16 protein-coding genes are annotated in these 13965 nt (G+C 44.3%); 4 read left to right on the forward strand and 12 right to left on the reverse strand.

Annotated features, from left to right (window positions below):
- Nucleotides 1–113 precede the first annotated feature (113 nt).
- Genes AC1DLM_RS09095 through AC1DLM_RS09105 form a run of 3 tightly spaced genes read left to right on the forward strand, consistent with a single transcriptional unit; the run spans nt 114 to nt 3000 of the window.
- Entirely contained in the window at nt 114–818 is a 705-nt protein-coding gene (locus AC1DLM_RS09095) for a molybdenum cofactor biosynthesis protein (protein WP_441989847.1), read from the forward strand.
- 57 nt (nt 819–875) lie between these two features.
- Nucleotides 876–1904, forward strand: a complete 1029-nt coding sequence (locus AC1DLM_RS09100) for a ThiF family adenylyltransferase (protein ID WP_477569827.1) — start codon at nt 876–878, stop codon at nt 1902–1904.
- Nucleotides 1905–1950: 46 nt separating this feature from the next.
- Nucleotides 1951–3000, forward strand: coding sequence for an HD-GYP domain-containing protein (locus AC1DLM_RS09105; RefSeq protein WP_477569780.1), 1050 nt, complete (start codon nt 1951–1953; stop codon nt 2998–3000).
- An 11-nt stretch (nt 3001–3011) separates the two neighbouring features.
- Here the strand turns inward: AC1DLM_RS09105 and AC1DLM_RS09110 are convergent, their stop codons facing one another.
- From AC1DLM_RS09110 to AC1DLM_RS09135, 6 genes are all read right to left on the reverse strand, one after another.
- Nucleotides 3012–3401: a DUF350 domain-containing protein gene (locus tag AC1DLM_RS09110; RefSeq protein ID WP_441989849.1), complete on the reverse strand. Its 390-nt coding sequence runs from the start codon at nt 3399–3401 to the stop codon at nt 3012–3014.
- Entirely contained in the window at nt 3398–4048 is a 651-nt protein-coding gene (locus AC1DLM_RS09115) for a signal peptide protein (protein WP_477569781.1), read from the reverse strand. The genes AC1DLM_RS09110 and AC1DLM_RS09115 overlap by 4 nt, the downstream gene beginning before the upstream one ends.
- Nucleotides 4045–5241 carry a glutathionylspermidine synthase family protein gene (locus tag AC1DLM_RS09120; protein WP_477569782.1) on the reverse strand — a complete coding sequence of 399 codons (1197 nt, stop codon included), beginning with the start codon at nt 5239–5241 and terminating at the stop codon, nt 4045–4047. Before AC1DLM_RS09120 ends, AC1DLM_RS09115 begins: the two co-directional genes overlap by 4 nt.
- A gap of 4 nt (nt 5242–5245) precedes the next feature.
- Nucleotides 5246–5887, reverse strand: a complete 642-nt coding sequence (locus tag AC1DLM_RS09125) for a hypothetical protein (RefSeq protein WP_477569783.1) — start codon at nt 5885–5887, stop codon at nt 5246–5248.
- Entirely contained in the window at nt 5884–6105 is a 222-nt protein-coding gene (locus AC1DLM_RS09130; protein WP_441989853.1) for a hypothetical protein, read from the reverse strand. Before AC1DLM_RS09130 ends, AC1DLM_RS09125 begins: the two co-directional genes overlap by 4 nt.
- Nucleotides 6106–6225: 120 nt before the next feature.
- Entirely contained in the window at nt 6226–7338 is a 1113-nt protein-coding gene (locus tag AC1DLM_RS09135) for a C40 family peptidase (protein WP_441989854.1), read from the reverse strand.
- A 183-nt stretch (nt 7339–7521) separates the two neighbouring features.
- Here AC1DLM_RS09135 and AC1DLM_RS09140 point away from each other — a divergent pair, with 183 nt between their 5' ends.
- Entirely contained in the window at nt 7522–7824 is a 303-nt protein-coding gene (locus tag AC1DLM_RS09140) for a PH domain-containing protein (protein ID WP_477569784.1), read from the forward strand.
- Between the two features lie 54 nt (nt 7825–7878).
- On the opposite strand, the gene sufB is transcribed toward AC1DLM_RS09140, so the two are convergent.
- From sufB to AC1DLM_RS09170, 6 genes are all read right to left on the reverse strand, one after another.
- On the reverse strand, nt 7879–9276 hold the full coding sequence (sufB, locus tag AC1DLM_RS09145) for a Fe-S cluster assembly protein SufB (RefSeq protein WP_056624188.1): 1398 nt from the start codon (nt 9274–9276) through the stop codon (nt 7879–7881).
- 63 nt (nt 9277–9339) lie between these two features.
- On the reverse strand, nt 9340–9774 hold the full coding sequence (gene sufU, locus AC1DLM_RS09150) for a Fe-S cluster assembly sulfur transfer protein SufU (RefSeq protein WP_057310356.1): 435 nt from the start codon (nt 9772–9774) through the stop codon (nt 9340–9342).
- Nucleotides 9761–10987, reverse strand: coding sequence for a cysteine desulfurase (locus AC1DLM_RS09155; RefSeq protein WP_477569785.1), 1227 nt, complete (start codon nt 10985–10987; stop codon nt 9761–9763). The genes sufU and AC1DLM_RS09155 overlap by 14 nt, the downstream gene beginning before the upstream one ends.
- Complete coding sequence (gene sufD, locus AC1DLM_RS09160) at nt 10984–12279, reverse strand: Fe-S cluster assembly protein SufD (RefSeq protein WP_477569786.1); 1296 nt, start codon at nt 12277–12279, stop codon at nt 10984–10986. The genes AC1DLM_RS09155 and sufD overlap by 4 nt, the downstream gene beginning before the upstream one ends.
- Before the next feature lie 53 nt (nt 12280–12332).
- The gene (sufC, locus tag AC1DLM_RS09165; RefSeq protein ID WP_171637983.1) at nt 12333–13163 is read right to left on the reverse strand and encodes a Fe-S cluster assembly ATPase SufC; all 831 of its coding nucleotides are present in this window, start codon (nt 13161–13163) and stop codon (nt 12333–12335) included.
- 166 nt (nt 13164–13329) lie between these two features.
- Nucleotides 13330–13899 (reverse strand): DUF1802 family protein, encoded by a 570-nt coding sequence (locus AC1DLM_RS09170; RefSeq protein WP_477569787.1) that lies wholly within the window; start codon nt 13897–13899, stop codon nt 13330–13332.
- Between the last annotated feature and the right edge of the window lie 66 nt (nt 13900–13965).

A 13965-nucleotide genomic window follows, 5' to 3' on the forward strand; every position in this document is an offset into this window, starting at 1 on the left:
TCCATTAATTCAAAATTCCATGCCCTGCCAAAGGATCACTCCATTATACCATTTTCAGGGCAAAATATGATATGCTGTAAGGGATTCTAACATCTATCGCAAGGAGAAACAAATTGAACTTACACATCCAACTCTTCGCAGGTCTTGTAGACCTATTCGGTACTGCGGTTCTAACGATTTCAGTCGATCAAGATTCCATTACCATTGCACAATTGAAGGATAAAATCGTCACCGATTATCCTGCTGCCTCAGGGCAGCTTCCTATATGTTTTTTCGCTAAAAATCAAGCTTATGCCGGTGATCAGGAAACGGTTTCCGCCTCCGACGAGCTCGCACTCATACCACCTGTTTCAGGTGGGCAGCCTTCGCTCTATGAGATCACCGATTCAACGATTGATGTCGTCTCCGTGACCTCTAAGGTGAATCATCCCAACCATGGCGCTTCACTCGCCTTCATCGGCACGACGCGAGAAATGACGTATGGACAGCGAACAGTCCTATTGGAGTATGAGGCTTATGTCCCTATGGCATTGAAAACGATGGCAAGCATCGGCGAAGAAATCAATGCGAAGTGGCCTGGCACGCTGTGTGCCATTACACATCGATTGGGTAAGGTCGCGATTGCTGAGGCCAGTGTCGTGATCGCTGTATCCTCGCCTCACCGCGCTGATTGCTATGACGCTAGTAGATATGCTATTGAGCGTTTGAAACAAATCGTGCCCATTTGGAAAAAAGAAATATGGGAGGATGGGTCCGAATGGAAAGGCAATCAAACAGGACCCTGGAACCCGCTTCAAGCACCGCAGGCTGATAACTGATTTGAACGGAGATGACTTTACTTGGACCCGCATTTACATACAGAAACTGCAACAGAGATTGACCCACGTTATTCGAGACAAATTCTTTTCCCCCCCATTGGCATCGAAGGTCAACGCAAACTTGGCCTTGGTCGTGTTGCTATTGTTGGTATGGGTGCTTTAGGCACCGTTCTTGCCAATCATATGGTGCGAGCAGGCGTTGGATATGTTCGGATCATTGACCGTGATTTTGTTGATAAAAGCAATCTGCAAAGACAAATGCTGTACGATGAAGAGGACGCTGCTGCCACGATTCCCAAATCAATTGCCGCTGCGAAACGTCTTCAGCTCGTGAATTCCAATGTCGTCATTGATCCTCATGTCTGTGATCTTAACGCTACCAATGCCGAAGAATTGCTTCATAATGTCGATGTGATTCTCGATGGGACCGATAACTTTGCCGTTCGTTTCCTGCTCAACGATGTCAGCATGAAATTAGGGATCCCTTGGATCTATGGCGGTGCTGTAGCTTCACGAGGCGTTTCGCTGACGATTATCCCTGAACAAACACCTTGTTTGCGCTGCCTCTTCCCACAAGCACCTGCTGCGGGTACCACGGATACTTGTGACACTGCAGGTGTCATTGGAGGAATCATCCATGTTGTTGCTTCTTTCCAAGCCACAGAGGCTCTTAAGTTGCTCGTAGGTGCGACGGATCAGCTCAATCTCAGCATGCAGCAATGGGACTTATGGTTCAATCAGAACTCCGCAATACGGGTATCTGGAGCTAAGAAGTCGGATTGTCCCGCTTGTGCGCAGAAGCAATACGAGTACTTAGATGCCCATCTTGAAAGTGATACCATTCAATCCTTATGCGGGCGCAACTCGGTTCAAATTCATCCGGTTATTCCCAGCACGCAACCACTGGAATACTGGGAGGAACGACTTCAACCGCTTGGTCTGGTTGAGAAAAATCGTTTTCTTTTAAAGTTTCACGCATCTGAGGATATTCAAATTATTCTATTCCCTGGCGGTCGTGTTCTCATTCAAGGGACTGAGGATTTAATTCAAGCCAAAAGTCTTTACAGTCGTTATATTGGGATGTAGTATTACAATATACCTACCAGATACTAGGACTTGGAGAGGAGCTTCTATGCGTGTACATGTGCTTCAACTTATTGTTGGTGACAAATTAATTTCCGATTCCTACAATGCAGTAGGCCTTCATCTTCTATCCTCGGGCACCGTTCTCGATGCTGGAGACATTTCGATGCTCAATCGCCACAGTGTGGATTATGTTGATATAGCTCCAAGAAGCAGTGAAATCGAGAATGTCGTAGAGGAAGCGCCAACTAGACAAGCTAATATCTTACAGGTTACCTCTTTTAACAACGCAACTCAGGGTATTAAAGAAATGTTTGAAGCTTTGCAAGACGGTGGATCTCTTCGCAATGAAACTGTAGAATCCGCTTTCAATCCACTGATAAACAGCATACAAGAGGAGAAGGATGTAGTTTCATTACTTCTATCTTTGCATAGTAAAGATGACTATACCCTACAGCATAGTGTTCAAGTTKGGATACTGTCTTATTATATTGCCAAATGGATGAATAAATCCGAGAAGGATGCTATCGTCATCGGAAAAGCAGGCTATTTGCACGATATCGGGAAATGTCGAATACATCCAGATATTCTGAATAAGCCAGGTAAGCTGACAAAGGAAGAATTCGAGGAAGTTCAGAAGCATACCATTCATGGGTACGATATCATTCGCAAATCATTAAAGGATGAAACGCTCGCTCTTGTTGCTCTTCAACATCACGAGCGTATAGATGGTACAGGTTATCCTCTACGGAAAAGCGGTACGGACATCCATTCCTACTCCAAGATTGTCGCGATCGCAGATGTCTACAGCGCCATGATATCCAGCAGAGTGTATCAACAACGACGTGATCTTTTGCATGTGCTTAAAGAGCTCCATCGCATGAGCTTCGGCGAGCTGGATCCCAAGATCACCCAAGTGTTCATACGCAACATGATTCCTAACTTTATAGGTAAAAAAGTGTCTTTGAGCGACGGACGTGAAGGTACGATCATCATGACGAACCCTACTGATTTCTTCCGACCGCTCATCAGCATCGACAATCAGTTCTTGGATTTATCGCAGCAAGCAAATGTAGAAATTACGAAAATTGCGATCTAATACATAGATAGTTAAATAATTAGACTGCTTACCGAAATCGCAATTCCGATATATACCGCAGCAAGAAGGGTACCTACAGCCACATTCCCTCCCTTTAGCTGGTCTGATAGCTTCATGCCTGGGGTTAGCCAATCGAACACCCAATATGAAGCTATTAAGCATGCGTACCCTACTGCAAACCATAAGCTCATATGCCAAATGGAGGCGTTCGTATAGGCAGCAATGCCTAGAATGATGGCCGTAGCTACGAACTTGCCTCCCATGGTAATCCCCACAGCCACGTTGCCGTTATTTATTTCTTCCATATCCCGATAGGGTGTCATTAAACTAAAGATGTACATCCCTGCAAACTGTAACAAGACAATGACGAATAAACTTATAATAAGATTCACAACGATCACTCTGCCCACCCCCGAAATTTAGCCATCGATTGATCAAAATCTGTATAATCATGTACTTCCTCTAGGACTACGCTTACTTCTTTTTTATCCTTGAACGATTTGTATCTCTCTTCTGGAATCGGCTGCTTAACCTTCTGCCCAGTTGGCAATTCTACTACCGCAAAGTACCTGAATTGGCTATCCAGCTCTGTTTTATAAACACCGATCAATTTCACATCCGTCTTTATTTCCACTTTCAGCTCCACGAGATCTTTGTCGGCTTCTTCTTTTGTTTTAAAGGACTTAATCGGTTTCCATTGTGACAAAGTAACATCGTTCTTTCCTTGACTGTCCGCTTTCATCGTGGCTTGCATGAAACTCAATACCCAGATACTATCACCAGTTGCAAAATTCTGATCGTTGGACATTCGGTCATTGTTCGGCAACAGCACCATATCACCATCAATGAGATCACCGACCTTAACTTGCTGGACTTGATAATCCCATGGCACGTCACCAGGAGCATAACTGGATGTTGTCGATACGTTGCCTGTTGTTGATTGGCTTAGGACGGATGGTTTCTTATCGAATATCATGCTGAAGAGCCATATGATAACGATAATTCCGATAAGTCCTATGGCCAATAGTATAAATCTTCCTTGTTTCAAGGCGCTTTCACTCCAATCGCCACAAATTGACTTGCATTTCCTGTTATGATGCCGCCTGCCCTACCTAAAAGCCCACATGGCGTACCATTCAATACGAATAGACCCGTTAATAAATGTCCTTGACCATGCTGGAAAGTTAGCCGCGGTAGGTCTGCCCTTTCTTGATACACACGTTTAAAAAACACACTCGTGTCAAAGCCCGCTTCATCCTTAAATTCCAGCTCTCCATTTTCGTTATACAGCTCAACAGAGCCGCCTTCGCGGCCAAACATCGATTTGGACACATAGTTACCTTCAAGGATAGGATGTGTATAGGTTGGCAACATGTAAGTCTTGATGATCTCATGTTCCTCTTGCGTAAATAATGCTGATTGCTTTATATGAAGATCCCAGATCAATGCTTGCAAGCCTTTGGATTGTAAAATCACAGCATGCAAGGGATTGAACAAATGAACGAATTGCTCCTCAATTGCATACGACAGCGCTTCTCCCCCGTCGTCAACCCCCATCCACTCCTTCGGATATAAGGCAAACATACGCTGAATGGTCTGATCAGCACCAACCTTGACGACGCCCTCGTCGATCCATAAATTCAAACAGTCCATGCATGTCACTTTTCTTCCGCTATGAGCAACGAGTGCATCTATCGTTCCTGTGTCTTCCGCATGTACACCGTAGGCTATACAAGCTGCATAATCTGGTGCCTCGATCTCCCAGGCCGCCTTGAGAAGCTCCTTCATCCTGCCGTTCGGTGATTCCAAACCATATTGATTACAAAGCCATGGAGTCGCGATAGAGGCTTCTACATAACCCGTAGGTGTATCTGCGTTTAATTCTAGTAATTTAATGTTACCTACCTGATCGACTGTAAAATCAAATCTCGCATAGCGGCTTATAAATCCCTCGCCATTCGGCTCAAGCCGATCCAGCCCATCCCAAAGCACTTCCGGTATCGATAAGTCTGCATAAAGCTCCCTTTTGCCGAAAACGTAACGAGCAGCTTTATCAAACACCTGCCAAAGTCCTGCAGCAGCATGAATAAGGTCCTCATATACCTCATTCGGCATAACGACAAGTTGATCAATCCAGTACTCTTCGTTCTCCAAATTAGCCCACGTAAATCCAAGCTCAGCTAGTTGCCGTACGCGAGAATTTCTGTCAAGGGCTGGTGTCCCAATCACTTCAAATACCATGCAATTAACCCCCAGAGCTTGAGCTGGAGGAGGAGCTAAAACCGCTTGATTTACCACCTATGCTGCCTGATGAGGTTGAGGTTGACTTGGAGCCGCTAACTGAGGAACCTGTTGTACCTGATTTGGTGGTCGTTGACGATTTATTCGAATTCGATGTAAAGGTGCCACTACCGCTTGAAGTTGTTGGAGCTTTCGTTGTCGAACGATTCGTAAAAGAGCTTGGTTGATACGTTTTATTGACATAGGGTGTATTGGATCGATAATAATACGAGCGATGATTATTCCCCCAGCTGCTAGATGAATAAGGGCTTACGGTATTGAAAATCAGATGATAAAGCAGCAGATCATCCCATCCAAACCCACCGCCTGACACTTGATTCACAATAATAGGAGCTGTACTCCCGCCTGTTGTGCTAGGTGTTGGCGTAGGTGACGGTGCAGCTAACCCCTTATCAGKGGGTATAGGTAATCTCCAATCCACCTGAGGATCGTAATAGGCCTTAACATCCTCATTCGACCATTCCACCAATTTAGAAGAGCCTGTATTGGGACTTGGTGTCTCCGCAGCCTGTGCTGTTCCTAGCAGCATGTGGCCTAACAAGATCAAACTCAGTGAAGTTGATAGTACTTTAAGCGGTCGTTTCACTCCTTGCTCCCTCCCCCCTCTGCGCCGGCTTTAACGAGCAGCAACTCAAACACATGGAGATCCAAATTCAAACGGCCCTCAATCATTTCGTATTCCTTCCCGCCAACGAGAATAAAATTAGCCACATTCAAGGCTTGAATAAGTTGTTCATCCCAGGCACGTTCACCAAGTTTGAGCAGTTGCCCCTCGGGCAACTTTTCATAAAGCACGATTGTCATAAGGCTAGCCTCCTCCACAAAAAGCTTTCTACACATTTAAACGCACGAGGGATTCAATTGTTTCAAAATAGACAAAAATAAAAAGCCTATCCATCGGATAGACTTTTCCCATTACTCCTATTAATAGGCAACTCTCTTTGCCTTTAGAAATGTTTTTTTCCAATAAGCTTTATCAATATTGCTGATTTGTACCCCATTCTTCGGCGCCGGGGAGGCATGCAGCATCTTCATGTTTCCAATGTAAATCCCTACATGACCAACGGTTTTGTTCGATTTGAAACGACCTGGCACGTAGAAAAACATCAAATCCCCTTTGCGTAACGACTTGCGAGAAACCAAATTACCTTTAGTAGCTTGTTGCCGAGCTACCCGCGGCAGTTTAATATTATATTTCCCATAAATATATTGTGTAAATGTCGAGCAATCAAATCGTCCTGTTTGGGGATATGGGCCCGTACCAAATTTATACTTTACACCCATATAATTTTCCCCTTTACTAATCAATGCATTAATATCGATATTCTTCAAAACCGGCATAACGTCATTTTGATCATTTGGCGACCATACTTGTAGATCCTGCTGGGTCTGAATAGGCATCCCTGCAGGATTTGCACCTGCCCCGTTGCCTTTGAATGGGTCTGTAGGATCATCCCCGAAACTCAACTCTGGTGAGTTATCATTCGCACTTGCAGGGTCATCTTCATGCTCAATGATTGCAACGGGAGAAGCATGAATAATGACGTCCCCTTTTCTAACTTCGTACGACATATCATCTTGAAATAAGTCAGCTAAGTCCGAGACAGGTAAATAAGCCGTTCCGCCCTCTTTCACTACCGGTTGGCTTAATTGAATATCCGCCCCATCCTTCATGGCTTTATTCGAGTTCATGATCAACTCAAAGTTAGCATCATTGTCCCCTAAAATCAGCTTGCCTTCAGAATCTTCCCATTCAGACTGGAATTTAAGTGTTTTGATTAAATCTTGAGCAGAAACATAATTAACGTTCCCAATTTGTTTCATCGGTAGGACTGCATCATTGCTTGCTAGCGCAATGATATCTTTCCCAGCTTGTGACATACTCTTCGTAACCGAATTGCCGGAGCCAGTTAAACCTGTCGGGCTTTGCGACGGTGCTACACTTGGTGGGCTCGCATTCTCCTTCCCACAAGCCGTCGAAATCGCCAGCATGACAATCACGCTTCCTATTGCCGGTATCTTTAGCTTATTCCACATGAAATTCTCTCTCCTTAAGGGACACATTATTGTCCTTTATAGAGTGAGACAAGTGGCATGCAAATATGCAATCCGTTCGTTCAAATGGGCTTGGCGTTTGTTGGAAGTAATGGAATCTGTGAGGGAGTACGCCGTATAAATGTAGAATTGATACATATATTTGTTCAAGGAGGAGTGATGATAGTGGGTATTTTTATCACCGACGAACGCATTATCCTAATTGATCATCAAGGTGTCACTGGTAAGAAAACGAAAGTCTCCACGATAGATCTGGATTCCATCTATGAGGTATCGATGGAATCTGGTGGTACAGGGTTTGATGACAGCGAGCTCATTATTCATTACATAACCTCACCTTATTACAAAGCGAATAACATCACGACGGCTGCTTATCGTTTTGAATTTAAGAAAAAGTTCAATATCCAGTCGTTATATGTGGCCCTCCAATCGGCAGCTACACAGAATCGTAAGCGAATTAACGGATAATATACGAAAAAGCGTGCCAGAGAAAACTCTCTGGCACGCTTTTTTATTAGGAGATTAACCGATAGACCCTTCCATCTCAAACTTGATGAGACGGTTCATTTCCACGGCATATTCCATTGGAAGTTCTTTGGTGAATGGCTCGATGAAGCCCATAACGATCATTTGCGTTGCTTCTGCTTCTGTAAGACCACGGCTCATGAGGTAGAACAATTGATCCTCAGATACCTTGGATACGGTCGCTTCATGCTCAAGCGTAATGTTATCGTTCAAGATTTCATTGTACGGAATTGTATCCGAAGTGGATTCGTTATCCAAGATCAACGTATCGCACTTGATGTTAGCTTTGGAACCTTGGGAGTTACGTCCGAAGGAAGCCAGACCACGGTACGTTACTTTACCGCCATGCTTGGAGATCGACTTGGAAACAATCGTTGATGTTGTATCTGGTGCCAAATGCGTCATTTTCGCGCCCGCATCTTGATGTTGTCCTTTGCCTGCAACAGCGATGGAAAGAACCATCCCTTTAGCGCCGCGGCCTTTAAGAACAACTGCTGGGTACTTCATTGTCAGCTTGGAACCGATATTACCATCAACCCACTCCATTGTAGCTCCTTCTTCTGCAACCGCCCGTTTCGTAACGAGGTTGTAGATGTTAGGTGCCCAGTTTTGGATGGTCGTGTAACGAGCGCGGGAGTTCTTCAAACAAACGATTTCTACTACAGCACTATGAAGCGAGTTCGTGCTATAGATTGGAGCTGTACAGCCCTCAACGTAATGTACGAAGCTATCTTCGTCCGTAATAATCAACGTACGCTCGAATTGCCCCATGTTCTCGGAGTTAATACGGAAGTAAGCCTGTAGAGGCACTTCACATTTCACGCCTTTTGGTACGTAGATGAAGGATCCGCCGGACCAAACTGCGCTGTTCAATGCAGCAAATTTGTTGTCAGCTGGCGGAATGATCGTTCCGAAATATTGTCTGAACAACTCTGGATATTCACGAAGAGCTGTGTCTGTATCTGTGAAGATAACACCTTGATCTTCAAGCTCTTTTTGCATGCTGTGGTAAACAACCTCAGACTCATACTGTGCAGATACACCAGCAAGGAACTTTTGCTCTGCTTCAGGGATACCAAGTTTGTCGAACGTTTCTTTAATTTCTGTAGGAACTTCTTCCCACGTTTTACCTTGCTTTTCGGATGGACGAACATAGTATTGGATATCATCGAAATCCAAATCATCCATGTTTCCGCCCCAACGCGGCATAGGCATTTTGAAGAATTGCTCAAGGGATTTCAGACGGAATTCCAACATCCATTCTGGTTCGCCTTTAATTCTTGAGATTTCTTCAACGATTTCACGAGTTAAGCCTTTACCGGATTGAAAAATGGATTTGTGCTCATCTCTAAAACCATATTTGTAATCTTCTAAATCTGGCATTTGTTTCGCCATGGTTGATTCCTCCTTAACGTTCTCTTATTTCCATATAGTTAACCTATTCCACCCGCAAATGCGTTAGTTATCGGTCTTATGAGAATGTTCAATCCCTTTGCGTAGTGCGTTCCACGCTAGAGTTGCGCATTTAATCCTCGCTGGGAATTTATTAACGCCCGACAGTGCCTCAATGTCTTCATATTCAAATTCTACAGATTCGCCCTTCATCAAGCCAGAGAAATCATCAGCCATCTTCAGTGCTTCTTCGATTGTTTTGCCTTTGACAGCATCCGTCATCATGGATGCAGAGGATAAACTAATCGAGCAGCCTTCACCTGTGAATTTCGCCATCTTAACGATTCCCTCTTCAACTTGCATCTGCAGGGAAATTTTATCTCCACAGGTTGGGTTGTTAAGGTCAATCGTAACGGACTCGCCGGACTCAAATTTCCCACGGTTGCGAGGAGTTTTATAGTGATCCATAATTACTCTACGGTATAAATCATCCAATTGCATCGCCGAAGTACTCCTTTGTTTTCAGTAAAGCCGTCACAAGACGGTCTACATCATCTTCCGTATTATATAGATAAAAGCTTGCACGCGCTGTGCTGCTTTGTTTTAACCATCTCATAAGTGGCTGGCAGCAGTGGTGACCAGCACGAACTGCAATACCCATGGAATCCAATACGGTTGCTACGTCATGAGGATGAACATCTCCAAGATTGAACGTTACCAGTCCTGCACGATTCGTTGTAGGTCCGTAAACAGCTAAATCTGGAATCTGCATCATACGATCCAATGCATAATTCGTAAGTTCAACATCATGTTTAAATATGTTATCCATCCCAACTTCGGTTAAGAAGTCGATGGCCGCTCCAAGCCCAACTGCTCCTGCTATCATAGGCGTTCCGCCTTCGAATTTCCACGGAAGTTCCTTCCAAGTCGACTCATACAGATCAACATGATCGATCATTTCTCCGCCAAACTCAACAGGCTCCATGTTATTCAATAAAGACTTCTTCCCATACAATGCCCCGATTCCGGTAGGGCCACACATCTTATGCCCGGATAATGCATAAAAGTCGCAATCCAAATCTTGCACATCCACTTTCATATGAGGCGTGCTTTGCGCACCATCGACCATGATTTTGGCACCATGCTTGTGGGCAATAGCAGCAATTTCCTTGATCGGGTTGATCACGCCGAGCACATTGGACACATACACAATCGAAACAATCTTAGTACGATCGGTAATGGTGTTCTCTACATCTGCAAGGGAGATAGATCCGTCTGGCTGCAGCGGAATATATTTTAAAGTGGCGCCTGATTTCTTAGCAGCTTGCTGCCAAGGGATCAGGTTGCTGTGATGCTCCATCGGTGTAAGGACGATTTCATCGCCCTCACGAAGTACCGATTCAGCAAAGCTAGCTGCCACAATATTGATTGCGGTTGTTGTGCCTCTAGTGAAAATAATTTCCTGCTCACTGGCTGCGCCGATGAACTTAGCCACTTTGGCTCTAGCTCCTTCATACGCATCTGTTGCTCGGGAACCTAGGGTATGAACCCCGCGATGAACGTTCGCATTATCCCACTCGTAGTAATGCTTCAGTGCCTCAATCACCTGAATAGGCTTCTGGGAAGTAGCAGCACTATCCAAGTAAACCAGAGGATGACCGTTCACTTCTTGCTTCAGAATGGGAAAAAGTTCACGTATCTCGGCAGATATCATTGTCCTAGCTTCCTCTCCACTAAGCTTTGCAGCTGTTCTTCAACGCTCTTAACTGGAATTACGGAAACAACTGGTGCCAAGAATCCGTAAATGATTAAGCGTTGAGCTTCTTCTTTGGTAATCCCACGGGACATTAGGTAGTGAACTTGTTCTGCATTCACTTGCCCAACACTTGCAGCATGACCTGCTTTAACATCATCTTCGTCAATTAGAAGAATCGGGTTCGCGTCTCCGCGAGCTTTCGGGCTAAGCATCAGGACTTTCTCGGTTTGTTGACCGTTACAGCCTTGTGCGCCTTTTTCGATCTTCGTGATTCCGTTGATAATCGCTGTAGAGCTATCGCGCATAACTGCACGTGTAATCATATCGCTTGTAGACGCTTTGCCCCAATGAACAGCGCGAGTCGTCAAGTTTAATTTTTGTTCGTGCGTACCCACACAGATTACTTTCGCATCGGAGTCGGAGCCTTTCCCTTTGAGAATAGATGTCGTATCGGACATCGAATTCCCATAGTTCAACTCACCAACAACCCATCCAATACGGGAGTCATCTTCAAGAATCGCACGACGATACGTGAGATCTGTTACGGATGCTTCCAAGCTATGAATGGAGGAATAACTAACACGTGAACCTGGTTTTGCAAACACTTCAACGATCCCGTTCTGTACAAGATCTGCGCCCCCAACGGAAGACACGAAGTTGTCTACATACGTAACGGAACTGAATTGTTCAGCAACGATGAGAACGTGTGGTGCAAACGTAGCTTCTGCATCATCTGCAACAAACAATGCTTGAAGTGGGATATCTACAACAACGTTTTTGGGCACGTAGATGAAAATACCGCCATTCCACAACGCTGCATGCAAAGCTGTAAGTTGATTTTCATTCGCATGAACAGCCTTCATGAAGTATGGCTTAACCAAATCTCCATGCTCACGAACAGCCGTTTCAAGATCTGTGAAAATAACGCCTTGCTGTTTCAAAGCTTCGGAAACTTGATTGTACACGATACCGGAGTTCCGTTGTACAATCAGGTTTTCGTTATTCGTTAAGCCTTTGGTCACTTCTGGCAATTCATCCAGTGAACTCAAAGCTGCTTGTGATTTATAGGAACCGTAGGCGGAAATGCTCCAACGGTCGATTCTTGTTTTTTCTAGTATAGGTAATTCCAACGAATTCGCTAATGCTACCCCTTCAGTACGAAGGGCTGTCATCCACTCCGGCTCTTGCTTGCTGCGGGAGAGCTCAGTAACAGCATTAGTATCGATGGAAAGTGTTGTTTTAGTGCTCATGATTTCCTCCATTTATAAGTATCTTTGACCCTAAGATCAAAGTCTCTCATCTCCTAGTACTTCGGCCCTGGTGTGTTCATTGGAACTTTGAATTCTTCCTCGTCTTGACCAACAGTTTCATCTACAATGCCAAGTTCTTCTTTGATCCAATCGTAACCTTCCGCTTCCAAACGCTCAGCGAGTTCAGGGCCACCGGATTTCACGATGCGACCTTGCATCATAACATGTACAAAATCAGGTTTAACGTAGTTCAACAAACGTTGGTAATGCGTAATGATTAAGAATCCACGCTCTTCACTGCGCATCGCATTAACACCTTCAGCAACAATACGCAAAGCATCGATATCTAGACCGGAGTCGATTTCATCAAGGATAACGAATTTAGGCTCAAGCAAAAGCATTTGAAGAATTTCATTACGCTTTTTCTCACCGCCGGAGAAGCCTTCGTTCAAGTAACGGTGCATGAACTCAGGGTTCATTTCCAGTTGCTTCATTTTCGCTTCCATTTGACGAATAAATTTGATCAAAGAAATTTCGTTACCTTCACCGCGGCGAACATTCATTGCACTGCGCAAGAAGTCAGCATTCGTTACACCAGTGATTTCGCTTGGGTATTGCATAGCCAAGAACAAGCCAGCGCGAGCTCTTTCGTCAACAGCCATCTCAAGAACATCTTCGCCATCTAATGTAACAGAGCCCTCTGTTACTTCATATTTCGGGTGACCCATTAACGCGGATGCCAATGTACTTTTACCAGTACCGTTCGGCCCCATGATCGCGTGAATTTCGCCGCCTTTAATTTCTAGGCTAAGACCTTTCAAAATTTCCTTTCCTTCGATGGTCGCTTTCAGACCCTCTATTGTAAATGTTGATGAATTTGCCATTTTCTTTAAGCCTCCATAATGTTTGAGTGTACTAGATAGATGACAATCAAATGTAATGATTATCACTGATTCTCATTAGAATAATTCTATTATAACTTACTGTAACAAATCAAGAAAGGGCAATTCCATGAAAAAGGCGAGCTTTTTGTGAAATGCTACGTGAATTTTACGCCAAAGTACGTTTTATTTCAGCAACTTGCGCGGTAAATTCTTCCTCATTCAACACAGGGGTCATTTCGGAATCATCCGGGACCAATGCCTGCAGTTGTATCCATGATTTGCAGCCAATATAGGCCTGTTCGATCTCAATTTGGATCGGTTGGTTCAACGTATAGACCCTTAAAATCATTATATGCAGCGGGTTTTTACGTTTCCACTTCAATCGCTCTTCTGTGAAATTTTCTGTCCAAATATGAAAAGGGAATAGCTGATTCAGCTTTTCTTGGTCGCTGACTTCGATATCTTCCACCATTCGGGCAAATGAATTGATTGTTACGTGTGTATCCTGCGCGCTCCAGTTGACCAACGTTTCATCGATAATCCCGCGATACCGCTCTTTCAGCAGTTCTTTTCTCTGATGCTCATATGTTGGATAGAGAAAGAAATCATTCGATTCTACCTGGAAATCTCTTGTTTCTTCAACAATACCTCCTTTTCTCATAATAAAAATTTGCGAGCCTGCTTCTAACGCTTTTACCGCAGAGGCCCACTCCTTCAATGCTTTCCCATTCCCCATCTCGCCAACCCCTCGTTCTCCTCATTAATCTATCTATTATAAATAAACTTTGTAAGCAAAACAAAT

The sequence above is a fragment of the Paenibacillus sp. 01T442 genome (assembly GCF_056398345.1).